This window comes from Pseudomonas sp. G.S.17, from assembly GCF_038096165.1.
Classification (GTDB): Bacteria; Pseudomonadota; Gammaproteobacteria; order Pseudomonadales; family Pseudomonadaceae; genus Aquipseudomonas.
In genome coordinates, this window is record NZ_CP151076.1 from 1,334,568 (window position 1) to 1,357,153 (window position 22,586).

25 protein-coding genes are annotated in these 22,586 nt (G+C 57.8%); 16 read left to right on the forward strand and 9 right to left on the reverse strand.

Features of this window, described 5'->3' with window-relative positions; translation table 11 throughout:
* Positions 1-56 precede the first annotated feature (56 nt).
* From AABC73_RS05970 to AABC73_RS05985, 4 genes are all read left to right on the forward strand, one after another.
* Positions 57-2,507 carry a fimbria/pilus outer membrane usher protein gene (locus AABC73_RS05970; protein ID WP_341524181.1) on the forward strand — a complete coding sequence of 817 codons (2,451 nt, stop codon included), beginning with the start codon at positions 57-59 and terminating at the stop codon, positions 2,505-2,507.
* A complete protein-coding gene (locus AABC73_RS05975) occupies positions 2,504-3,283 on the forward strand; it encodes a molecular chaperone (protein ID WP_341522840.1) in 780 nt (259 codons plus the stop codon). The genes AABC73_RS05970 and AABC73_RS05975 overlap by 4 nt, the downstream gene beginning before the upstream one ends.
* Positions 3,277-4,284, forward strand: a complete 1,008-nt coding sequence (locus AABC73_RS05980) for a fimbrial protein (protein ID WP_341522841.1) — start codon at positions 3,277-3,279, stop codon at positions 4,282-4,284. The genes AABC73_RS05975 and AABC73_RS05980 overlap by 7 nt, the downstream gene beginning before the upstream one ends.
* Positions 4,285-4,386: 102 nt before the next feature.
* Positions 4,387-4,608 carry a hypothetical protein gene (locus AABC73_RS05985; RefSeq protein ID WP_341522842.1) on the forward strand — a complete coding sequence of 74 codons (222 nt, stop codon included), beginning with the start codon at positions 4,387-4,389 and terminating at the stop codon, positions 4,606-4,608.
* Between the two features lie 734 nt (positions 4,609-5,342).
* Here the strand turns inward: AABC73_RS05985 and AABC73_RS05990 are convergent.
* The 4 genes from AABC73_RS05990 to AABC73_RS06005 form a co-directional block, all read right to left on the reverse strand.
* Positions 5,343-6,092: a YkgJ family cysteine cluster protein gene (locus tag AABC73_RS05990; RefSeq protein ID WP_341522843.1), complete on the reverse strand. Its 750-nt coding sequence runs from the start codon at positions 6,090-6,092 to the stop codon at positions 5,343-5,345.
* Positions 6,093-6,220: 128 nt separating this feature from the next.
* Entirely contained in the window at positions 6,221-6,541 is a 321-nt protein-coding gene (locus AABC73_RS05995) for a hypothetical protein (protein ID WP_341522844.1), read from the reverse strand.
* A 45-nt stretch (positions 6,542-6,586) separates the two neighbouring features.
* A complete protein-coding gene (locus tag AABC73_RS06000) occupies positions 6,587-7,171 on the reverse strand; it encodes a GNAT family N-acetyltransferase (protein ID WP_341522845.1) in 585 nt (194 codons plus the stop codon).
* Positions 7,126-8,025: a chemotaxis protein gene (locus tag AABC73_RS06005; RefSeq protein WP_341522846.1), complete on the reverse strand. Its 900-nt coding sequence runs from the start codon at positions 8,023-8,025 to the stop codon at positions 7,126-7,128. Before AABC73_RS06005 ends, AABC73_RS06000 begins: the two co-directional genes overlap by 46 nt.
* Before the next feature lie 291 nt (positions 8,026-8,316).
* Between AABC73_RS06005 and hmpA the strand changes: the two genes are divergently transcribed.
* From hmpA to cyoE, 7 genes are all read left to right on the forward strand, one after another.
* Positions 8,317-9,498 carry an NO-inducible flavohemoprotein gene (hmpA, locus tag AABC73_RS06010; RefSeq protein ID WP_341522847.1) on the forward strand — a complete coding sequence of 394 codons (1,182 nt, stop codon included), beginning with the start codon at positions 8,317-8,319 and terminating at the stop codon, positions 9,496-9,498.
* 373 nt (positions 9,499-9,871) lie between these two features.
* Complete coding sequence (locus AABC73_RS06015; RefSeq protein WP_065835305.1) at positions 9,872-10,396, forward strand: disulfide bond formation protein B; 525 nt, start codon at positions 9,872-9,874, stop codon at positions 10,394-10,396.
* 453 nt (positions 10,397-10,849) lie between these two features.
* Positions 10,850-11,809 carry a ubiquinol oxidase subunit II gene (cyoA, locus tag AABC73_RS06020; RefSeq protein ID WP_341522848.1) on the forward strand — a complete coding sequence of 320 codons (960 nt, stop codon included), beginning with the start codon at positions 10,850-10,852 and terminating at the stop codon, positions 11,807-11,809.
* Positions 11,810-11,812: 3 nt separating this feature from the next.
* On the forward strand, positions 11,813-13,825 hold the full coding sequence (gene cyoB, locus AABC73_RS06025; RefSeq protein ID WP_341522849.1) for a cytochrome o ubiquinol oxidase subunit I: 2,013 nt from the start codon (positions 11,813-11,815) through the stop codon (positions 13,823-13,825).
* A 2-nt stretch (positions 13,826-13,827) separates the two neighbouring features.
* Positions 13,828-14,448, forward strand: coding sequence for a cytochrome o ubiquinol oxidase subunit III (locus AABC73_RS06030; RefSeq protein ID WP_044901468.1), 621 nt, complete (start codon positions 13,828-13,830; stop codon positions 14,446-14,448).
* Positions 14,448-14,780, forward strand: coding sequence for a cytochrome o ubiquinol oxidase subunit IV (gene cyoD, locus AABC73_RS06035; RefSeq protein WP_020292152.1), 333 nt, complete (start codon positions 14,448-14,450; stop codon positions 14,778-14,780). Before AABC73_RS06030 ends, cyoD begins: the two co-directional genes overlap by 1 nt.
* Positions 14,781-14,790: 10 nt before the next feature.
* Complete coding sequence (cyoE, locus tag AABC73_RS06040; protein WP_020292153.1) at positions 14,791-15,678, forward strand: heme o synthase; 888 nt, start codon at positions 14,791-14,793, stop codon at positions 15,676-15,678.
* Positions 15,679-15,765: 87 nt separating this feature from the next.
* Here cyoE and AABC73_RS06045 read toward each other — a convergent pair whose 3' ends face one another.
* Positions 15,766-16,020 (reverse strand): Txe/YoeB family addiction module toxin, encoded by a 255-nt coding sequence (locus AABC73_RS06045; protein ID WP_341522850.1) that lies wholly within the window; start codon positions 16,018-16,020, stop codon positions 15,766-15,768.
* Complete coding sequence (locus tag AABC73_RS06050; protein WP_341522851.1) at positions 16,017-16,271, reverse strand: type II toxin-antitoxin system prevent-host-death family antitoxin; 255 nt, start codon at positions 16,269-16,271, stop codon at positions 16,017-16,019. The genes AABC73_RS06045 and AABC73_RS06050 overlap by 4 nt, the downstream gene beginning before the upstream one ends.
* A 274-nt stretch (positions 16,272-16,545) precedes the next feature.
* Here AABC73_RS06050 and AABC73_RS06055 point away from each other — a divergent pair, with 274 nt between their 5' ends.
* Both AABC73_RS06055 and AABC73_RS06060 read left to right on the forward strand, forming a co-directional pair.
* A complete protein-coding gene (locus AABC73_RS06055; RefSeq protein ID WP_341522852.1) occupies positions 16,546-17,412 on the forward strand; it encodes a glycosyltransferase family 2 protein in 867 nt (288 codons plus the stop codon).
* 44 nt (positions 17,413-17,456) lie between these two features.
* Positions 17,457-18,080 (forward strand): CatB-related O-acetyltransferase, encoded by a 624-nt coding sequence (locus tag AABC73_RS06060; RefSeq protein ID WP_341522853.1) that lies wholly within the window; start codon positions 17,457-17,459, stop codon positions 18,078-18,080.
* A gap of 97 nt (positions 18,081-18,177) precedes the next feature.
* On the opposite strand, the gene AABC73_RS06065 is transcribed toward AABC73_RS06060, so the two are convergent.
* The gene (locus tag AABC73_RS06065; protein ID WP_341522854.1) at positions 18,178-18,603 is read right to left on the reverse strand and encodes a VOC family protein; all 426 of its coding nucleotides are present in this window, start codon (positions 18,601-18,603) and stop codon (positions 18,178-18,180) included.
* 109 nt (positions 18,604-18,712) lie between these two features.
* On the opposite strand from AABC73_RS06065, the gene AABC73_RS06070 reads away from it, so the two are divergent.
* A complete protein-coding gene (locus AABC73_RS06070; protein WP_341522855.1) occupies positions 18,713-19,609 on the forward strand; it encodes a LysR family transcriptional regulator in 897 nt (298 codons plus the stop codon).
* Between the two features lie 109 nt (positions 19,610-19,718).
* On the forward strand, positions 19,719-20,738 hold the full coding sequence (locus tag AABC73_RS06075; RefSeq protein WP_341522856.1) for a branched-chain amino acid aminotransferase: 1,020 nt from the start codon (positions 19,719-19,721) through the stop codon (positions 20,736-20,738).
* 91 nt (positions 20,739-20,829) lie between these two features.
* On the opposite strand, the gene AABC73_RS06080 is transcribed toward AABC73_RS06075, so the two are convergent.
* Positions 20,830-21,621, reverse strand: coding sequence for a transporter substrate-binding domain-containing protein (locus tag AABC73_RS06080; RefSeq protein ID WP_341522857.1), 792 nt, complete (start codon positions 21,619-21,621; stop codon positions 20,830-20,832).
* 60 nt (positions 21,622-21,681) lie between these two features.
* On the reverse strand, positions 21,682-22,026 hold the full coding sequence (locus AABC73_RS06085) for a YceK/YidQ family lipoprotein (protein ID WP_341522858.1): 345 nt from the start codon (positions 22,024-22,026) through the stop codon (positions 21,682-21,684).
* Between the two features lie 132 nt (positions 22,027-22,158).
* Between AABC73_RS06085 and AABC73_RS06090 the strand changes: the two genes are divergently transcribed.
* Positions 22,159-22,455: a helix-turn-helix transcriptional regulator gene (locus AABC73_RS06090; RefSeq protein WP_341522859.1), complete on the forward strand. Its 297-nt coding sequence runs from the start codon at positions 22,159-22,161 to the stop codon at positions 22,453-22,455.
* The last annotated feature ends 131 nt before the right edge of the window (positions 22,456-22,586 follow it).

Genomic DNA, 22,586 nt, shown 5'->3' on the forward strand with positions numbered 1-22,586 from the left:
AACTGCTAATGGAATGGCTTTATCTGAATACCAGGGAGTTCACCCCGCGACCCTTCATGGCTGGCGGGCTGGCGGGCTTGATGTTATTTGCGCCGCTGTCTTCGGCCGCCGACAGCAGCGATATGCCGACTGTGAAGTTCAATACCGCGTTCATCCAGGGCAGCGACCAGCCTCCGGAACTCACCGAGTTTCTGCGGGCCAACAGCGTACTGCCCGGCACGTATCGGGTGGACATTTACGTCAATCGGGCATTGAGCGGACGTCGCGACATCAGTTTCAACAAGAACACGGTTTCCGGCCGTGTCGAGCCGTGTCTGACGCTGCCGATGTTGCAGGCCTTCGGGCTCGATATAGAGCGACTGCCGGCGTCGCAGCAAAACTGTTTCGATCTGACGCAGATCGAGTTTGCCCGTGTCGATTACCAGCCCAATGCGTTGCGTCTGGATATCAGCGTGCCGCAAGCCTTGATGACCCGCAGCGCCAGAGGCTTTGTGTCGCCCGATCTGTGGGATGCGGGCGAGTCTGTGGGCTTCGTCAATTACAGCTTCAGCAGCAGCCGACGCCGCAATCGCCAGCGGGATGCCGATAACTATTACCTGGGCCTGCGCAACGGCATGAATCTCGGCGCATGGCGTCTGCGTAACGAATCTTCCCTGGCGTACGGCAGCGACCAGCCTTATCGCTTTCGCAGCAATCGCACCTTTGTGCAGCGCGATATCAGCACGCTCAAGAGCCAGCTGACCCTGGGCGAGACGTTCACCGATTCCCAGGTCTTCGACAGCGTGCGCTTCAAGGGTGCCGCGCTCAGTTCCGACGACGGCATGCTGCCCGACAGCGAGCGCATCTTTGCCCCGGTGATTCGTGGCGTCGCCGAAACCAATGCCGCAGTGGAAGTCCGGCAGAACGACTTCCTGCTGTACAGCGGCAACGTTTCCCCAGGGCCATTTGAAATCACCGATATCTATCCCAGTGGCGCCAATGGCGATCTGCAAGTCACGATCATCGAGGCCGATGGCCGTCGGCGCTCGTTCACCCAGGCGTACGCCGCGCTGCCGATCATGGTGCCGCAAGGGGCGTTGCGTTTCAGCCTGGCGGCCGGGCAACTGGACGACAACGGCAATAATCCCGAATCGCCGACCTTTGCCAGCGCAGCCTTGATCTATGGGGTGTCGGAGCGGATCACCGGCTTTGGCGGCTTGCAAGTGGCCGAAGATTATCAGGCCAGTAACCTCGGCGCGGGGGTCAATACCGGGTTCGGCGCGCTGTCTGCCGATGTCACGCAATCGATCAGCGAGCTGCGCAACGAAAGTCGCGTCGGGCAAAGCCTGCGCCTGCGTTACGCCAATACGCTGGACGTTACCAACACCACGCTGGCAATCGCCGGTTATCGCTATTCGACCGAAAAATATCGGTCGCTCAATGAGCATGTCGACGAGCTTGGCAACATTGCCCGGCGGCTTTCGGCAGGGCGCGCCAAGGACCGTTTCGAGCTGACGGTCACCCAGGCGTTCGCCGATCCGTCCGGCAGCCTGAGCCTGACCGCCTCGGAACAGCGTTACTGGAATTTGCCCGGCAAGACCCGCCAGTTTTATCTGGCGTGGAACGCCACGTGGCGCAGCCTCAGTTACAACCTGTCGCTGGAAAGCAATCGCGAGGTGGGCGGTGCGCTGGAGGGCGACAGCGATCAGCGGATTGCCCTGAGCGTGACGATGCCGCTGGGTTCCAGCCCAGGTTCGTCGCGGCTGTCGTTCAATGGTGTGCGTGACAGTTCGGGGGATTACAACACGCAAGCCGGACTCAACGGCCAGGTGCTGGATCAACGCAGTACGTTCTATTCGGTTCAGCTCGGTCAGGACAACCGCTCCGGCAGCTTCGGCTCCGGCAAAGTCAGCACCACCGCACCCTTCGGTCGTTTCGAGGCCGGTTACAGCCAGGGCCGGGATTACGACGCATTGAGCCTGAGCGCGGCCGGATCGTTGCTGGCCCATGCGGGCGGGATCAATTTTGGCCAGTCGCTGGGCGAGACTTTTGCCCTCATCGAAGTCCCCGCCGTCAGTGGCGCCAGGCTCACCAGTTTCAATAACGTCGAGACCGCCGCCAACGGTTACGCGGTGCTGCCTTACGCGCAGCCGTATCGCAGCAACTGGGTCAGCCTCGATACCCGGCAGTTGGGCGCCGATGTCGATCTGGGGAATGCAATCACCCAGATTGTGCCGCGTCGTGGCGCGATGCCGGTGGTGCGGTTCAAGGCGTCGGTGGGGCGCCGGGTGCAATTCGAGCTGGTCCGCGCCGATGGCAGCAAGGTGCCGTTGGGCGCCAGTGTTGAAAATGCCGAAGGCAAGTCGCTGGCAGTGGTCGATCCCACCGGACGCGCCTTGGTGCTCAGCGATCAGGACAGCGGCGAATTGCAGGTGAAGTGGACCGGCAACCAATGTCGCGCGCCGTTTGCCTTGCCGGAAAAAGACCCGCAACGCGCCTATGAACGCGTCAAGGTGATGTGCCAATGAATCGTCCGGTGTTGTGGATCGTGGTGGTTTATCTGTTCTTGACCCTGTTGATCTCGGTGCCGGTCCTGAAAGCCTTCGGCGCGGTTTCCCTGACCGGCACACGCTTGATTTTCGATGGGCGCTTTGCCGAGGTCAGCATTGCGGTGACCAACCGCAGCGACCATCAGGTGTTGATTCAAGCCTGGCTGACCGATGCCCGCGATGACGATGGCGATCCCGGCAATGCCGGCGGCGAACTGCCTTTTGTGCTGACGCCGCACCTGTCGCAACTGGACGGGCAGGGCAAACAGGTGTTGCGCCTGCTGTATCAGGGCAGTGGCATTGCTCAGGACCGGGAAACGCTGCTGCACCTGTATGTGCTGGAAATCCCTCGCCGCGTCGAAGGCCGGAATCAGCTGAGCATCGCCATTCGCCAGCGCATCAATGTGTTTTATCGGCCTCGCGGGTTGCCCGGCGATCCGGCTGAAACCCCGAGCCTGTTGCGCTGGACCTGGCCTGCAAACGGCCCGCTGCGCATCAGCAATCCCACAGCGTTTCACGCCGCCCTGCAAAACGTGAAGGTGGGCGGCGTCGAACTCAGTGATTACCTGTTGCTGGCGCCGGGCGCGAACCATGAGTTTGCCCTGCCAGCGTCAAGTCCGCGCCCGCAACACCTGTCGTTCAGCTCGCTCACCGATTACGGCGCAGCGCGGGCCTGGTGCGGCCAAATCAACGAGCACGAGCCCGTAAACGCTCGCTTGCTCGACCCTGTTTTTCAACAGCCAAAGGAATGCTGATCATGAATCGTCCCCATCACCCGCGCTGGTGTCAGCTGCTGTTCGTGGCACTGTTGTTGAGTCCGGCCAGCTGTTTTGCCTTGGTCTGCAAAACCCAGGGCTCGGGTCAGACGCTGATTCGCGATAATCTGGACAGCAGCGTGGCGATCCCGGCCACGCTGCCGGATGGCGACATTGTCTGGCGCTCGCCGCGACACGACATTCAGGTCGAATGCGCCAAGGACTCTATGCCACAAGTGCGGGAAGAAATCTTCGTCTACCTCAACCCGGATAATCAGCAGATCGGCCAGGGCATTCGCTCCGGCCTGACGTTGGCGGGCATCGATCACCTGCAAAACGGCGGGCGGATTGCGACCGGTCAATTCCTGCCGGTGTGTCATGAGAGCCCGTCGAATATCGCGGCCTGCCCCAAAGTGACGTTCAATCTGGGCTTCTCGATGTTCATCCAGAAATTCGGACCCACGCCGCCGTCCGGCGTTGCCAGTGAGCTGCTGGACTATCGGCTGTTCCAGCTCGACGGTGTCACCGGCCCCAATCCGTTGCCCGGGCAGAACCTCAGCTACATGATCAATAACCTGAGTGGGTTACGTTTTGTGGCCTGCGACGCCGAGCTGCAAATCGTGCCCGAGACCGTCGAATTTGGGGCCATCGGCATTCAGCAGGTGGCCGTGGGGAAAGTCATCGACCGCCGACCGTTTTCCCTGACCACGCGGCGATCCTGCGATTCGCCGTTCAGCCTCGGTGCGCGATTCAAGCCTGTCACGGGCACGTTGGCGGGGGATTTTCTGATTCCTGCGGCCAATAACGCGGTGGGCATCCGCATCGTCAATGGCCTGGACAACGCGATGCTGCGCTACAACGAGCCATTCCATCTGGCGGATATGCTCAATGATGTTTCGTCCGCGAGTGCGGACTTCAATGCAGAGTTGGTCTGGCAGACGTCGCGACCCAAAGCCGGGCCATTCGAGGCCGAGGTGATGGTGGATCTGTTTTACAAATAGCGTTTGCCGATGGGAGGTGAGGGGCTGTGCAGGCGGGTCGCGAGGGATTCAGGTATGCTGCGCGGCCGTTCGACGACCCATTCCCAATTTCTGGAGCCTTCCATGACTTCTACTGACCAAACACCTGCTCCTGAAACCGTCGTCGATGATGCGGCCACAGACAAGAAAACCGCGATTCCAGCGTTCAGCTTCCCGTTCAAGCCTGCCGATTTCGCGCAGAACAAGAACGATCAGCCCTGGTATCAGCAATCGAACAAATCCGGCCACCACAAAACCCCGGGCGTCGCGCCGCACGGCACGCGCAAGACGATGGGCAAGCGCTGATCCAGTCGCGATTCTGTGGGAGCAACGGAACGCCTTGATGCCCGTAGGACCGGATTCATCCGGGAGGGCGTCGGCACGGCCAGCACATCTGCGGCGTGTGAAAACCTTTCGCGAGCAAGCTCGCTCCCACAAATTTGCGTCCAACGGAACGCCTTGATGCCCGTAGGACCGGATTCATCCGGGAGGGCGTCGGCATGGGCAACACCTCTGCGGCGTGTGAAAACCTTTCGCAAGCAAGCTCGCTCCCACAAATTTGCGTCCAACCAAACGCCTTGATGCCCGTAGGACCGGATTCATCCGGGAGGGCGTCGGCTCGGGCAACACCTCTGCGGCGTGTGAAAACCTTTCGCGAGCAAGCTCGCTCCCACAAATTTGCGTCCAACGAAACGCCTTGATGCCCGTAGGACCGGATTCATCCGGGAGGGCGTCGGCTCGGGCAACACCTCTGCGGCGTGTGAAAACCTTTCGCGAGCAAGCTCGCTCCCACAAATTTGCGTCCAACGGAACGCCTTGATGCCCGTATTACCGGATTCATCCGGGAGGGCGTCGGCTCGGGCAACACCTCTGCGGCGTCTGAAAACCTTTCGCGAGCAAGCTCGCTCCCACAAATTTGCGTCCAACCAAACGCCTTGATGCCCGTAGGACCGGATTCATCCGGGAGGGCGTCGGCACGGGCAACACATCCGTGGCGTGTGAAAACCTTTCGCGAGCAAGCCACGCTCCAACGGACTGTGTCAGGCCTGCAGCGGAATGAACATATACCCCTGCGGCTCGCTGAACAGCACATTGGCGCCCGCCGCTTGTAGCCTGTCGGTCACCGCTTCCCCGGCAACGTGAAAGCTCCAGCCCTCGTGTTCGGACGGACAATCGGCACCTTCAAGCACCTGCACCGCCGCTCCGGCAAAAACGCTCATGTCAGGCAGATACGCCACAAAACCGTTGCCTTTGAGCGCCGTGGTGCGGATCCCCAGTTGCTGACAAATGGCTTGCTTGGCGACGATGTCATCCCGGTCGGCCTGGCGCGATTGTTCGATCAGTGCCATCAGCTGCGTATCGACCAGTTGGCCGCCAACGATCAGGTCCGGCCCCTGTTCCCAGGATTGCGGCGGACAGTCCTTGGACTCTGGTCGAAGGGGGATATGCGGATTGATTTCCATCGGATAGATACGGCACACCAGCGGCCGACGCTCATAGATGCGGCAGAGATTTTCCGCGTCAAGATTCCGACAAGGACCGACGTTGTAGGCGGCGAAGGTGATGGCTACATGGACTTCGGCTGCACCGCTGGCAACCACTGTCGAGCGGCGCAAAGCATGCTTCAGCTGGGCGGGGTCAACGCCATAACCATCCGCCAGAAACGCCTCGGTCAGAACGATCACTGTGCCGCCATCGGCCGCCCAGTGCATGGCTTCGGTGAGTGTCAGGGGGACGTGGTGGTCGTTGCAGCAACGGCCACAACCGACGCAGGAAAACTGGGTGTTCATTGGCAAACGATCCGTCATGACTGGCGCGGAACAGTGCGGCAAGAACTGGTTGCTCACACGGCATAGACAAAGGTCGAAGCAAGTTACGCGCCAGTGACTGCGACGATCGCTGGCCGGTCATTGGGGCGTCACTTCTTCGGCGTTGGTTTGAGCGTATTCCACTCGGTCACCGTCGCCTTTTTGCTATGGCGGTTGTACAGGCACAGCTCGGCGCCGGGTTGATTCTTCATGTGTGGCTGCGGATAACGGCCTTCGAGCATCAGCGCTTCGTAGCCGACGCTGTCGTCAAAACCCGCTTTACCGGAAGGTTTGACGCTCTTGAGCTGGCTGGCCTTGATGCAGCTGTCGACCACTGCCTTGTCCAGCGCTTTCCAGGCATCGGTGCTTGAAGCATGGGCCTGGCCGGCGATAGCGATCAGGGCAAGCAGTAACGCGGAGGCTGATTTCATGTCCATGTCCATTGGTCTTGTTGGGGGCGACCGAATTATGTCAGATCAGGCCAGATCGGACTCGATCATTGCCGAGCGCTGCACGTAGCGCATTCCGGCTTTTTCATAAAGCCGTCGGGCATCGAGGTTGTTTTCCATGACTTTCAGGTCCACCCAGCCTTCGCCGCGCAAGCCGAACGTGTGGAAGCCATGATTGAGCAGAGCCAGCGCGGTGCCTTGACGGCGGGCGCGAGGATGAACGACCAGATCCTTGATGAATGCGCTGGTCCAGCAGTGCATGACGCCCACCAGACCTGATTCGTCCGACGCGGTAAAACACAGGCTCGGATCAAACTCGGGATCGGTGTGCAGGGCGCGCAGCCAGGTTGGATAATCGGTCACGCTGCCGCCGCCGTTTTGATAGCCCAGGATCAGCAACTGATGAATCTGCATCGCGTCTTCGGGCGCAAAGCCCTGCCGAACCTGTTGACTGGCAGGGGCGATGCTCGGGTGGTTGCCTTGCAGATCCCGACGCATCAGCCAGCAATGCCGGTCCGAGCTGCCGAGGGGATCGGCAGCAAGTCGGGTTTGCTGGTTTTGCCAGATCAGTGATGGCTGGCTTGCACCGCACGTGCCGCCGTGATCAAACATTTGGTCAACTCGGGGGACGAGAACTTGGTCAGCACGGCATTGGCACCTGCCGCCTGGGCTTTTTCGCTGTTCATCGCGCTGTCTAGCGATGTATGCAGCAGGACATAAAGATCGTTGAAGTCCGGGGTCTCGCGCAAGGTGCGTGTGAAGGCATAACCATCCATTTCGGACATTTCGATATCCGAAACTACCACGTTGATCTGTGCCGGTGAGCCTTGCAGCTCCAGCAATACGTCGATGGCTTCCTTGGCACTGCGGGCCGTGTGGCAATCGAGGCCAAGGTTGCGCAGGGTAATCAGTGATTGCTGCAGGGCCACCTGACTGTCATCGACCACCAGAATTCGCGCGGCGGCCAGCAGTTCGGTTTCTTCCGCCGTCAGCGCGTTCGGCTCGACGACGATTTGCGCAGGCGCAATGGCATGAATGACCTTCTCGATATCCAGCACCTGCACCAGCACGCCATCGACCTGGGTGACCCCGGTAATAAATGACTTGCTGCCTGCGCCGTAGGGCGGCGGGCGAATGTCGGTGGTCAGGCAATGGACGATCTTGCTCACGGCCTGAACATGCAGACCCTGCTTGGAACGGCTGACGTCGGTGACGATCAGGCAGCCGCCATCCGGGTCAACCAGGGGGCGCTCGCCAATGGCGCGACTGAGGTCGATCACTGACAGCGCAGCACCGCGCAAGGTGGCGACGCCTTTGACGTGAGGGTGGGATTCGGGCAGCCGGGTCAGGGCGGGGCAGGGAATGATTTCGCTGACCTTGAGTAGATTGATCGCCATCAGCTTGCCGCTGCGCAATGTGAACAGCAGCAGCGAGAGGGAATCTGCGCGGACGTTCTTGGAGGACATATAAACCTTCTGGCCTTAGGTGTCTCGCTGCAACGAGCAGCAGACAGCTTTCTCTGGAGGGTTATCGACCTGCGCGACGCACGCTTGAGGTTTTTTCTGTAACCGGTGTGCAAAATTCTCTCATCGATAGGCGAGTCAAAAAGACCTCGCGCTGTCAAAGTGACTTGTTTATACATGGGGTCATTTTGACCTTGTGTTCTTATCTATTTGATTTCGTTGAATAAAATTAATGGCACGATTACTGATACAACAAGGTAGATCTTATAAAGTCCCGCGTGCCAGGAGTACCTTATGTTGAATGCCTCAGATCGTGCCATCGTCAAATCCACTGTGCCACTGCTAGAAAGTGGTGGCGAAGCATTGACCACTCATTTCTATAAAAAAATGCTTTCGCAATACCCGCAAGTGCAGCCGTTGTTCAATCCGGCGCACCAGGCAAGCGGTGCTCAGCCAAGAGCGCTGGCCAACGGTTTGCTGATGTACGCCCGGCATATCGATGAGCTGGAGCAACTGGGTGACCTGCTCGCCAAGATCATCAACAAACACGTCGCGCTGCAAATTCTTCCCGAGCACTACCCGATTGTCGGCAGCTGCCTGTTGGCCGCCATTGCCGAAGTGCTGGGTGAGGAAATCGCCACCGAGGAAGTCATCAATGCGTGGGGCAACGCCTATCAGCAACTGGCGGATATCCTGATCGGCGCCGAAGCCGTGATCTACGACGAAAAGGCCGAGGCTCAAGGCGGCTGGCGCGGGACGCGTGAATTCAAACTGATGGACAAGGTGGTGGAAAGTGACGAGATCACGTCGTTCTACCTGAAGCCTGCGGACGCAGGTCCGGTGCTGGATTTTGCCGCCGGGCAATACCTGGGTTTGCAACTGCACATCAACGGCATCGAGATGCGTCGCAACTATTCGCTGTCGGCAGTTCCTGGCGGCGGCCAATACCGGATCAGCGTCAAGCGTGAGCCGCACGGCAAGGTGTCCAACTATCTGCACGATCAGGTGCAGATCGGCGACAGCCTTCAGGTCTTCACGCCGTCCGGGGAATTCATCCTGGCGGCGAGCGACAAACCGCTGGTGCTGATCAGTGGCGGGGTAGGGATCACGCCCACCCTGGCCATGCTTGAAGCCGCGCTGGAGACTTCGCGCCCGATCCACTTCATCCACTGCGCGCGCAATGGCGGCGTTCACGCCTTCCGCGAGTGGGTGGATAATCTCGCGGCCCGTCACCCGCAGCTCAAACGCTTTTACTGCTACGACGAAGACGACGGCGTAAGTCCTGCTGCCGATGCCGTGGGTCTGCTGAATCAGGCGCGACTGGAGCAGTGGCTGCCGGAGGATCGCGATCTGGATGCCTACTTCCTCGGTCCCAAGGGTTTCATGGCAGCGATGAAGCACCAACTCAAGCTTGCCGGTGTTCCGGAAAAGCAGAGCCGTTATGAATTCTTCGGCCCAGCCTCTGCCCTTGAGTAAGCTGCGACAAAGCGCCGCACTCTTCTATATATAGAAGGGCGCACTGCGACAAAAAGCCGCATCCTTCTATATATAAGAAGGATTCAGCTTTTTTGCGTTTCTGGCGGTGCCGTGTGCCGGATGCTGGCGGTGATCGTGCATGACAGATTTTTGATCGTGCATGACGCAGGTCAAGGCGAGGTGGTGCCATCCGGTGGCCAAATGTATCCGTACAGCGGGTCAGCTCTTGAGTTGTCCGGCCCGCCCCGTGATTATCCCGAGCGATCGGGCCGTTGTGCATTTACACTCCCGTGGTTGAGAACCCACGGCTGGCTTCAATGGGCCCAGGCATGGATCGACGATCCATATGGACACCCTGACAAAAGGTATGTGAATGAGCGACAACATGTTGTACCTGAAACGCGAGAAACGCTTTCTGGTCTTGCTGGGCGTGATTTGCCTGGCCTTGATCGGCGGCGCGTTGTACATGCAAGTGGTGTTGGGCGAGGCGCCATGCCCGCTGTGCATCCTGCAACGTTATGCGCTGCTGTTCATCGCCATCTTCGCCTTCATCGGCGCCGCGATGCCGGGCAGCCGCAGCATCACCGTGTGCGAGGTGCTGGTTACCTTGAGCGCAATAGGCGGAATCTTCGCCGCGGGCCGCCACGTGTACATCCTTTCCCACCCCACCGAGAGCTGCGGCATCGATGTGCTGCAACCGATCGTCGACGGTTTGCCACTGGCATTGATCTTTCCCCTGGGTTTTCAGGTCGGCGGCTTTTGCACGACCCCTTATCCGCCAGTCCTCGGTCTTTCTCTGGCCCAATGGGCGTTGGTGGCCTTCGTTCTGACTGTCGTGCTGGTTCCAGTCGGAATCCTGCGTAACCGACGCAAGCGTCACGGTTTACAAGGCCTGTAAGGTTTAGCGCTCCGTAAACGCGGAGCGTTTTTCTTGTGAAAATTCCGTCGTTGTTTCGTGATCGTTACGTATTCGGAAACAAACTGTTGCTAAATAAACCATAGTCATAAAAATCTTACATATCTACAATCCCCGCACTTACCGCTCCGGTCCACCGAGTGATAAGCCGTTTTCAGGGTCCAAAAGCGTCTTTTTACACACTGTGTAGAGTGTTTTTGCGGCCTTTGTTAGCACTCGGAATGTCCGCGCCAAAGGGAATTGGCCTGCAAAACAGGCCCAATGCCACCAATCAAATAAGAAACTAAAGATAACGTCGGATTTGTCGTTACGCTTGCATGCGTCCTGACAGGGCCCTGTTCAATCCAAAAATATGCCAGCACCGGCAGGCTTTAGTGTTGGCGGTCGAAAACCAATTGCACTGCGCAAGCTGCTTTTGCTTTTAGAGGTCGTGAGATGAGTAAAAAAAGGTACCCCAGGTTTTTTGGCTTCTTGGCCCTTTTCAGCATGCTTTTGCTCAGTGGTTGCGAGGGTGTGCCTCTGCTCGATCCGAAAGGACAAGTAGGGATTGACGAGCGAAACCTGATTATTACCGCCACGCTGCTGATGTTGATTGTCGTGATTCCGGTCATCTTCATGACCATTATCTTCGCCTGGAAATATCGTGCGTCGAACAAGAACGCGACGTACACGCCTGACTGGTCGCACTCCACGAAGATCGAAATCGCCGTATGGGGCATTCCACTCGCCCTGTTGATCGTCCTGGGTTACATCACCTACGTGTCTACTCACGCTCTTGATCCGTATCGCCCTATCGACTCCGACGTCAAGCCGGTGACGATCGAAGTGATCTCGATGGACTGGAAATGGGTATTCATCTACCCGGAACAGGGCATCGCCACGGTCAACAAGATCGTGTTCCCGGCCAACACACCGGTCAATTTCAAAATCACCTCTGACTCGGTAATGAACTCGTTCTTCATTCCAGGTCTGGGCGGCCAGGTGTACGCCATGGCGGGCATGCTGACCAAGCTGCACTTGATCGCCAACGAGAACCACGAATTCAACGGTATCTCCGCCAACTACAGCGGCGCGGGCTTCACCGGCATGAAATTCAAGGCGATCTCGACGTCTCAGGCTGACTTCGACGCCTGGGTCACTGAAGTCAAGAATTCACCGAAAAAGCTTGAAACGTCCGAATACGCAGCCTTGCTCAAGCCAAGCGAGCGTAATCCCGTCGAGCTCTACTCCAAGGTCACTCCAAACCTGTTCCAGGCCGTCATCGACAAATATGAAGGCATGAAACCGGGCAAGGCGAATCCTCACGAGCAGGAAGGCAACGCTCACGAGGCAGAACATGCCGGTATGGAAGGGATGGACATGGGTAAGCATTCAGCTGCTGGGGCAGAGGAGTAAACGATGTTTGGTAAATTAAGTCTGGACGCGATACCGTTCCACGAACCGATCGTGATGATCACCCTGGCGATGATCGCGCTGGGTGGCATTGCGTTGTTCGCGGCTATCACGTACTTCAAGAAGTGGACGTATCTGTGGACCGAATGGCTGACCTCGGTCGACCATAAGAAAATCGGTGTGATGTACATCGTCGTTGCCATGGTCATGCTGTTGCGTGGCTTTGCCGACGCCGTGATGATGCGTACCCAGTTGGCTGTCGCCACTAACGGCTCGGAAGGCTATCTGCCGCCTGAGCACTATGACCAGATCTTCACCGCTCACGGTGTGATCATGATCATCTTCATGGCGATGCCATTCTTCACCGGCCTGATGAACATCGTCGTGCCGCTGCAGATCGGCGCCCGTGACGTTGCCTTCCCGTTCCTGAACTCCCTGAGCTTCTGGCTGCTGGTATCCGGCGTGATCCTGGTCAACCTGTCCCTGGGCGTCGGCGAATTCGCACGTACCGGTTGGGTTGCCTATCCACCTCTTTCCGAACTGGGCTACAGCCCGGGCGTGGGGGTCGATTACTACATCTGGGCGCTACAGCTATCGGGACTCGGGACGACACTCACGGGTGTCAACTTCCTGGTGACCGTGCTGAAAATGCGTACGCCTGGCATGAAGTTGATGGAAATGCCGATCTTCACCTGGACCTGCACCTTCGCCAACGTTCTGATCGTGGCTTCGTTCCCGATCCTGACGGCGACGCTGGGCCTGTTGACGCTTGACCGCTACATGGACTTCCACATTTTCACGAACGAGTTGGGTGGTAACCCGATGATGTACGTGAACCTGTTCTGGGCATGGGGTCACCCTGAGGTTTACATCCTGGTGCTTCCGGCATTCGGGGTCTTCTCCGAAGTCATCTCCACGTTCTCCGGCAAGCGCCTGTTTGGTCACAAGTCGATGATCTTCGCCAGCGGCGGGATCACCGTACTGGGCTTCATGGTCTGGCTGCACCACTTCTTCACCATGGGTTCGGGTGCCAACGTCAACGCCTTCTTCGGGCTGGCGACGATGCTCATTGCGATTCCGACGGGTGTGAAGCTGTTCAACTGGCTGTTCACGATTTACCAGGGGCGTCTGCGCTTCACCGCGCCGGTTCTCTGGACCCTGGGCTTCATCATCACCTTCTCGATCGGCGGCATGACCGGCGTTCTGTTGGCGATTCCAGGTGCCGACTTCGTGCTGCACAACAGCCTGTTCGTAATCGCTCACTTCCACAACGTCATCATCGGCGGTGCGGTCTTCGGTTACATCGCTGGCTTCGCGTTCTGGTTCCCTAAAGCGTTCGGCTTCAAGCTCAACGAAAACTGGGGCAAGGCTGCGTTCGGTTTCTGGTTCACCGGTTTCTTCGTTGCGTTCATGCCGCTGTACTTCCTGGGCTTCCTGGGCATGACCCGTCGTCTGAACAGCACCGATAACCCTGAGTGGAACCTGTATCTGCACATCGCCTTCTGGGGCGCGATGCTGATCGCTTGCGGTATCGCCTGCCAGTTGATCCAGATCTACGTCAGTATCCGCGATCGCAAAGACAACATGGACGTCACCGGCGACCCATGGAATGGCCACACTCTGGAGTGGTCGACTTCTTCGCCGCCGCCGTTCTACAACTTTGCAGAACTGCCGAAAGCCGACGAAATCGATGCGTTCACCGCGAGCAAGCGTGCGGGCACGGCTTACAACGTTCCGGCTCACTACTCCGACATTCACATGCCTAACAACACCGCCACCGGCGTGGTGATGGGCATGCTGTTGACGGTGTTCGGGTTTGCCATGATCTGGCACATCTGGTGGTTGGCGATCGCCAGCCTGGCAGGAACAGTCGTTGCCTTCGTGATCCACGCAGCACGTGACGACCAGGGCTACATGGTTCCGGCCGCAGACGTAGCGCGTATCGAAGGTGAACAGCACAAGGTCCTCGTGGCTAACGGCGCATACACTCCTGTCAATTCCACGCTGGAGCAGGTTTAAACATGTCGAACTTAGTATTGAATCCAGGCGATGCCCACGGTCACGACCACGGGCATGATCACCACGACGCAGGAGCCATGACCGTCTACGGTTTCTGGCTCTACCTGATGACTGACTGTGTGTTGTTCGCGTCTGTATTCGCGGCCTACGCAGTGTTGTCCGGCAACGTGGCTGGCGGGCCTTCGGGCCACGATATCTTCGAACTGCCGTTCGTGCTGGTCGAAACCGCTTGCCTGCTGTTCAGCTCCATCACCTACGGCTTCGCCATGCTGGCGGTGCACAAGGGTAACAAGTCGCAGGTTCTGGGCTGGCTGGCCCTGACCTTCCTGTTCGGTGCCGCCTTCATCGGCATGGAGATCTTCGAGTTTCACAAGCTGATCTCCGAGGGCTTCGGTCCTAGCCGCAGCGGCTTCCTGTCGGGCTTCTTCGCCCTGGTAGGCATGCACGGCCTGCACGTGACCAGCGGCCTGATCTGGATGGGCATCATGATGTACCAGGTCCAGACTCGTGGCCTGACGGCGACCAACACCACGCGCCTGAGCTGCCTGAGTCTGTTCTGGCACTTCCTGGACGTGGTCTGGATCTGCGTCTTCACCGTTGTTTATCTGATGGGAGTCCTGTAATGGCTAACGCACATATCCACGCTGAAGAAACAAGTCACGGCAGCGTCAGGTCGTATGTCATCGGCTTCGTGTTGTCGGTAATCCTGACCGCGATCCCGTTCTGGCTGGTCATGGATCCAATCATGTCCAAGACGGCAACGCTTTGGACGATTCTGATCTTCGCAATCGTTCAGGTAATGGTTCACCTGGTGTACTTCCTGCACTTCGACCGTTCGCCTGGACAACGCAATAACGTGATTTCCTTTGCGTTTGCGGCGCTGGTCATTGTCCTGTTGGTTGGTCTCTCGTTGTGGATCATGTTCAGCATCCACACCGTCATGATGGCGCACTGAGGAAACCTGAATGTCCCTTAAGCACTTTATCCAAATCACCAAGCCGGGGATCATTTTCGGTAACGTGCTTTCGGTGGCAGGTGGCTTCTTTCTGGCTTCCAAAGGGCAGATCGACTTCGGCCTTTTTCTGGCCGCAGTCATCGGCACCTCGCTGGTTGTTGCGTCCGGTTGCGTGTTCAACAACTGCATCGACCGTGACATTGACGTGAAGATGGAACGCACCAAGAACCGCGTGCTGGTGCAGGGCCTGGTTTCATTGAAACTGGCGCTGCTCTACGCAACGATTCTGGGCGTGGTCGGGGTTGGCCTGCTGTACACCAAGGCCAACCCGCTGGCGGCGTTGTTCGCGGTCATCGGTTTTGTGATTTATGTCGGCTTCTACAGTCTGTACCTGAAACGCAAATCGGTGCACGGAACCCTGGTGGGCAGTCTGTCGGGGGCCATGCCGCCGGTGATTGGCTACGTTGCGGTGAGCAACAGCTTCGACTTCGCCGCGCTGACGCTACTGGTGATGTTCAGCCTGTGGCAGATGCCGCATTCGTATGCCATTGCGATCTTCCGTTTCAACGACTATCTGGCCGCGAAGATTCCGGTTCTGCCGGTCGAGCGCGGTATCCTGGTCGCCAAGCGTCATATCCTGATGTACATCCTGGCGTTCCTGGTGGCTACCCTGATGTTGACCGTTGGCGGTTACGCTGGCCTCAACTACATGGCAGTCGCTGCAGCCATGGGCATGTACTGGTTGTACATGGCCTGGAAAGGCTACAAGGCGGTGGATGACATCGTCTGGGCACGCAAGCTGTTCGTCTTCTCCATCTTCACCATCAGCGCCTTGAGCGTGATGATGTCGCTGGACTTTCAGGTAACCAAGGAATTGTTGGTGACGTACGCCTTCTGATTCCACGCTGGCCTGAAACATGAAACCCCGTTGCTCGACTGAGCAGCGGGGTTTTTTATGGCTCGGGTTCAGGGTTGGGTTCAGGGTTCAGTAATGGTAGCGGCACTGCAGGATCTGCAACTCGCTGCCCTCGACTGTGTAGACCAGCCGATGCTCATGGGTAATCCGCCGGGACCAGAAACCGCTGAGGTTGTGCTTGAGTGGTTCAGGCTTACCGATGCCTTCGAAGGGGTCGCGCTGAATCGCTTTGATGACGAGGTTGATGCGCTTGAGGCTGGTCTTGTCGTTTTGTTGAAACCAGAGGTAATCGTCCCAGGCTTCCGGAGTGAACAGCACATTCATTCTTCAATCAGCTTCCTGGCCTGTGCCTTGCCGCTACGCAGGCTGTTCAAGGACTTCACCAGACGCTCGGCATTGGCTGGCGAGCGCAACAGGTAGGCGGTTTCTTCCAGGGCATTGAAATCCGCCAGTGACATCATCACCACCGGTTCGCCCTTTTGGCGAGTGACCAGGAGTGGCGCTCGGTCCTCGTTTACCCGGTCCATTGTTTCGGACAAATGAGCCCGTGCGGTCGTGTAATTAATGGTCTGCATGTGAATACCTCTGTCGAAACGCTAACGTACAGAAATAGGTACAGGTCTGCAACAGGCAGTTCGTCTTGATTCTGCCGCAGCCTTGCAAACTTACAGTGTCGTGACAGCAGTTTCAGCCGGACAGAGGGATTCAAACCATGACAAACGGGGGCTGTTTGCAGCATGATGTATCCGCTTTGTAGGTAATAGGTAACTGGTTTGTAGGACCGCGCCCTTGAAAGGCTTCGAAACTGACTTTATGACTGACGAAAACACCTCTGGACCACATCAGGCAATGGATACGCCGCCACTCGTATCAATCGTTGCCCCTTGCTACAACGCCGAGAAGTTTCTGGAAGAGGCGATTGCCAGCATCTTCGCCCAGGATTACGCGAACTTCGAAGTCATCATCGTCGACGATGGTTCGACCGATAACAGCTACGCGATGCTTGAAGCGCTCCAGTCGCGCTATCCGTTCCAGCTCTATCAGCAAGCGAACCAGGGCGTCAGCGCCACGCTCAATCACGGGCTGCAATACGTCAAAGGCGTCTACGTTTCCACGCCAGACCTGGACGACATCATGTTGCCGGGCTCGGTGCGTATTCGTGCCGAGTATCTGGATAAGCATCCCCATGTTGGTTGTGTCGGCGCGCTGGTCATTTACATGGACAGCGAAGGCAACAACACCAAGTTCCAGAAGTTGGACGAAGTTAAACACCTCAACTTCGATGAAATACTCAGTGATGCCATCGTCGTCGGCGCGCCGGTTTCGTTGTATCGGATGGACGCCCTCAAGGCTGCGGGATTCTACAATCCGGACATCAAGGTCCAGGATTTCCAGATGACCCTGAAAATCGCGCATCAGGGTTATGGCATTGATGTCCTGCCGGTCAGCGTGACCCGTTATCGGCGCCATCCCAATAACCTGTCGCGCAAGTACAAAGTGCTGCTGGATGCCGATCTGCAGACCATTGCGCCTTACACCGCGCACCCCGCGTACCAGAGCGGTCGCACCGCGATCCTCAACAAGGCGCTGAAGTACGCCGTAGTCACCGATAAAAAGCACGCCTGGAGCCTGTTGCGCTCGATCCCTTTTCGGCATCTGAACATGACGACCTTCCGCCGCTTCAAGCGTCTGCTGCTGCATCGCCACAGCAGTTAAGCGGAACTTGCCAGACACCTCGTCATTCTTGTTTGCGGATTGCCATGAATCTCCTCGACCTGTTGAAAAAGCGCAACACCCGAAAACGCCTGCGCCGCATGGACAAACTGGAGCGCGCGCCGGAAAAAATCAGGCTCGAATATCCGCGCTATACCGTCGGGGTCGGCACTTACGGCATTCCTGAAGTCATTGAGTTTGGCGATGACACCATCCTGCGCGTCGGCTCTTACACGTCCATTGCCGCAGGCGTGCGGATTCTTCTGGGCGGCGAGCATCGCACCGACTGGCTCACCACCTATCCATTCCCGGCGATGATGAGTGGCCTGGAAGACATCAAGGATTACGCGCCCAGCAAGGGCGATGTGGTGATTGGCAGCGATTGCTGGATCTGCGCCGATGCGATGATTCTGTCGGGCGTCACCATTGGGCATGGCTCCATCGTCGCTGCCGGAGCCATCGTGACCCGCGATGTTGCGCCGTTCTCGGTCGTGGGCGGCAACCCGTGCAAGTTTATCCGCTGGCGCTTCGAAGAAGACGTGCGCGACTTGCTGCTGCAGGCAGCGTGGTGGGACTGGCCGATGGAAGAGGTCAAGTCCGTGGCGCGGATGCTGAGCAGCGCGGACATGGATGCGTTTTTGGGTTATATCCGCGAGCGGGCAAACCCGTAGATGCGACGTTGTTGGCGAGGTGATTGTCCTGGAGGTCGGATCACTACCTCGCCAACACTTGGCTACTACCGAACCCACTGAGTACCGCCTTCAGCCGTCACTTCGCAAACAACTGCCCGATATCCTTGAATGCCTTGAATTCCAGGGCGTTGCCGCACGGATCGAACAGAAACATCGTTGCCTGCTCACCCACTTGTCCCTGAAAGCGCACATAAGGTTCGATGACGAACTGGATGCCCTGCAAACGCAGGCGTTCTGCCAGAATTTCCCAGTCCTCCCAGCTTAATACCACCCCAAAATGCGGCACCGGCACGTCATGTCCATCTACGGCATTGGTGTGGGCGGATTCCTGGGAGGCGGTCTTCGGGTGTTCGTGGATCACCAGTTGATGCCCGTAGAAATCGTAATCCACCCAGTGCTCACTGGAGCGTCCTTCGGCGAAGCCGAAAATGGTGCTGTAGAAATGCCGCGCGGCTGCAAGGTCATAAACCGGAATTGCCAGGTGAAAGGGAGAAAGGCTCACGGGAAAATCCTGTTTTTATGGGAACGCTTCATTTTAGATAGAAAGAAATTTATACAAAGCGGATATATTTGCTGCTCAGCTCAAATAATTTCGATCAATCGAGACGCTTATGTTGCGGGAACTGAAAACCTTCATGGCCGTGGCACGGCATGGCACATTCGCCGCCGCCGGCATGCACATCGGCTTGACGCAGTCGGCCGTCAGCTCGCAGATCAAGAATCTGGAGCAGGCCCTGGGAGTACGGCTCTTCGACCGCACCGGACGTCAGGCAATACTCAATGCTGCCGGAGTGCGCGCGTTGCCTCTGGCTCGGGAGATGTTCGAGCTGTTCAGCCAGATGTCGATTCCGCAAAAACCTGACGAGTACCACGGCGAAATGAAGATCGGCGCGATTGCCAGCGCTCAGACCGGTTTCCTGCCCCAGGCGCTGCTGCGGCTGCGCCGTATGGCGCCGGCAGTGGAGGCCAAGCTGGTGCCGGGCGTTTCGCTGGATCTGCTCAGTCAGGTAGATGCTGGCGAGCTGGACGTCGCGATCCTGATCAAGCCGCCGTTCGAGCTGCCCAAAGAGCTGCATGTTCAAGCGCTGGAGACCGAACCCTTCGTGCTGATCGTGCCAATGGACGTGAAGGGTGATGACCCGCTGACCATCTTGCTTGAGCAGCCCCATGTGCGTTACGACCGCTCTTCCTTCGGCGGCCGGCAGGTCACCCGGTTTCTGCGCGAGCAGCGGATCGAGGTCCGAGTGGCGCTGGAGCTGGACGAGCTGGACGCTATCGTCAAGTTCGTTGAAAACGGCCTGGGTGTTTCGCTGATTCCCCAGGCCGGGCTCTGGCTGGAGCGCGACGTCAACTTGCGAGTCATCCCGCTGGGCAGCCTGACCTTCCATCGCGAAGTGGTATTGCTGATGCGGCGCGGCCAGCGTGATCTTCCCCTGCACCAGCTATTCGCCCGCTGTCTGTCGAAAGCCGATCCGGCCGATGACATCCTCTACTTGCCGCACAGTTGAACGTCATGTGGAGGTTTATGTGGATTTGAAGCCTCAGGGTGCAGATGATTCTGGCAGAATACGGGCTTGGCCTGATTCGTCCAGGCAGCTGCTAATGACAGAGGGCGTTATGAGTCACGAAAGTATCAACTGGGACAAACTGGGTTTCGACTACATCAAAACTGATATGCGCTACCTCTCTCACTGGCGCGATGGTGCCTGGGACGAGGGTTCTCTGACCGAAGACAACGTCCTGCACATCAGTGAAGGTTCCACGGCGCTGCATTACGGTCAGCAATGTTTTGAAGGTCTCAAGGCTTATCGTTGCAAGGATGGCTCGATCAATCTGTTCCGTCCTGACCAGAACGCCCAACGCATGCAGCGCAGCTGTTCGCGTCTGCTGATGCCTCATGTGCCGACCGATGTGTTCATCGAAGCGTGCAAGCAAGTGGTCAAGGCCAACGAACGCTTCATCCCGCCGTACGGTTCAGGCGGCGCGCTTTATCTGCGTCCGTTCGTGATCGGCGTGGGTGACAACATCGGCGTGCGGACCGCTCCCGAATTCATTTTCTCGATCTTCTGCATTCCGGTCGGCGCCTATTTCAAAGGCGGCCTGAAGCCAAACAATTTCGTGATTTCCGGTTACGACCGCGCCGCACCGAACGGCACTGGCGCAGCCAAGGTCGGCGGCAACTATGCCGCCAGCCTGATGCCTGGTTCCGAAGCCAAGAAGAACCACTTCGCCGACTGCATCTACCTGGACCCGCAAACTCATTCGAAGATCGAAGAAGTCGGCTCGGCCAACTTTTTCGCCATCACCCAAGATGACGTATTCATCACGCCGAAGTCGCCGTCAGTGCTGCCGGGTATTACCCGCCTGTCGCTGATCGAACTGGCGCAAAGCCGTCTGGGCCTGAAAGTGGTTGAAGGTGACGTGTTCATCGACCAGATCGCCGACTTCAAGGAAGCTGGCGCGTGCGGTACCGCTGCGGTCATCACGCCAATCGGCGGGATTTCCTACAAGGACAAGCTGCATGTGTTCTACAGCGAAACCGAGGTCGGCCCGGTAACCCGCAAGCTGTACGCGGAATTGACCGGTGTACAGTCCGGCGACGTTGAAGCGCCGCAGGGCTGGATCGTCAAGATTTGATCTGCACAAACGTGTAGGAGCGAACTTGTTCGCGAGGCGATGTTCCTGTTTTGCAGGTCCTATGCCTCGCCGACAAGTTGGCTTCTACAGCTTACTGCCCCGGCACCGCCAACCAATGGCCGACCACGGTCTGATACGCGCCGGTGGCCTTGTTCAAATGCAGCCATTGATCAACAAAGCCCTTCCAGGTCGCATCATCGCGCGGCAATAGATACGCCTTCTCGCCATATTGCATGTACTGCGCAGGATTGATCGCGCACAGCCCAGGCATGCGTTTTTGCTGGTACAGCGCTTCCGAAGAATCGGTGATCATCACGTCAGCCTTCTTGTCCAGCAACTGCTGAAAGATGGTCTTGTTGTCGTGAAACGCCAACTGCGCCTTGGGCAGGTAAGCGTGTACAAAAGCTTCGTTGGTGCCTCCGGCCGGTTCGATCAGGCGCACTGATGGCTGGTTGATCTGCTCGATGGTCTGATACAGCGCGTGGTCTTCACAGCGGGTCAGTGGGATCTTGCCGTCGATGTCCAGCATGTTGCTGAAGAAGGCTTTCTTCTGGCGCTCAAGGGTGACTGAAATTCCGCCCATGGCGATGTCGCACTTGCCCGCAATCATGTCCGGCATCAGGGTTTTCCAGGTGGTCGGCACCCACTGGATCTTCGCCCCGAGGCTTTGCGCCAGCGAGCGCGCCATTTCAATATCGATACCCTCGTACTCGCCGTCTTCGCGCAGGAACGTGTACGGTTTGTAATCACCGGTGGTGCATACCGCCAGTTGCCCGCCTTGCAGGACCTTGTCGAGATGGGAAGCGGCCGGCTCTTCAGCGAGAGCCATGTTGGAAAGTCCACACAGCAAGGTGGCGATTGCGCTGTACTTGAGGCTCTTCATGCAGTGATGCTCACTTCTAGTGATTGTTCTAGTGAGGGGTGTTCGGTTGGTGTCAGATTCTTAACTTTCCCGTTTCCAGGTCCTGGGGCTGATTTCGATGCTGCCGTCCTGGCTTTGCCGATAAACCGTGTAGGGCAGGGCGACGGTGTCCAGCACCGCGCAGACAGCCGCGTCGATCAACAAGCCCGGCATGCCGTAGCCGCTGCGACTGGTATGTTCAGGCGCGGGTGCGTTGAGCAGACAGAAATCGTAATACACCCCGCTGTAAACCCGTGGAACAGTGGCGCAGTAGGACTTCTGGTCGATCAACTCGCGGCTGGTGACTTCATCGCCGCGCACCACCGTATTGATGCTGCCGCATCCGCTCAATACCAAACTGAGGGTCAATAAGGCAATCAGTTTCATGGCATGCGTCCTTGCCTAAAAGGCCTGAGGATAGCGGCGCCAGCGCATTTTTGGTGATTTTTTTCCAGCTTTCGAATCGGGGATTGGAGATTTATCCTTGAACATTTCGTCAAAAGGCGTAATGTTCGCCCCATGATTCTCGAACAGCTCAAAGCGGTCGGTAATGACACACGCATGACTATCATGGAGTGGCTCAAGGACCCGCAAACTCACTTTCCTCCCCAGGACCATGGCGATCCGGCGATTGGTGTGTGCATGTCGCACATTCAGCGCAAGGCCAGCCTGTCGCCGTCCTCGGCGTCTGCGCACCTGGCGATTTTGCAGAGAGCGGGGCTGCTGCAGGCAACGAGAATCGGCAAATGGACTTACTTCCGACGCGACGAGCAGGCCATCGACCAGTTCGCCGTCCGACTGAAAAACGAGCTCTGATTTTTGATCATACGTTTCGTCATTATGCGTAATGATGAATCGAAGAGCTGAATTTTAATGCGTTCTGTTGGAGCGAGGCTTGCCCGCGAAGGCCATGCCAGATGTTCAGAAGACAGGCGGCTGTACCGGCC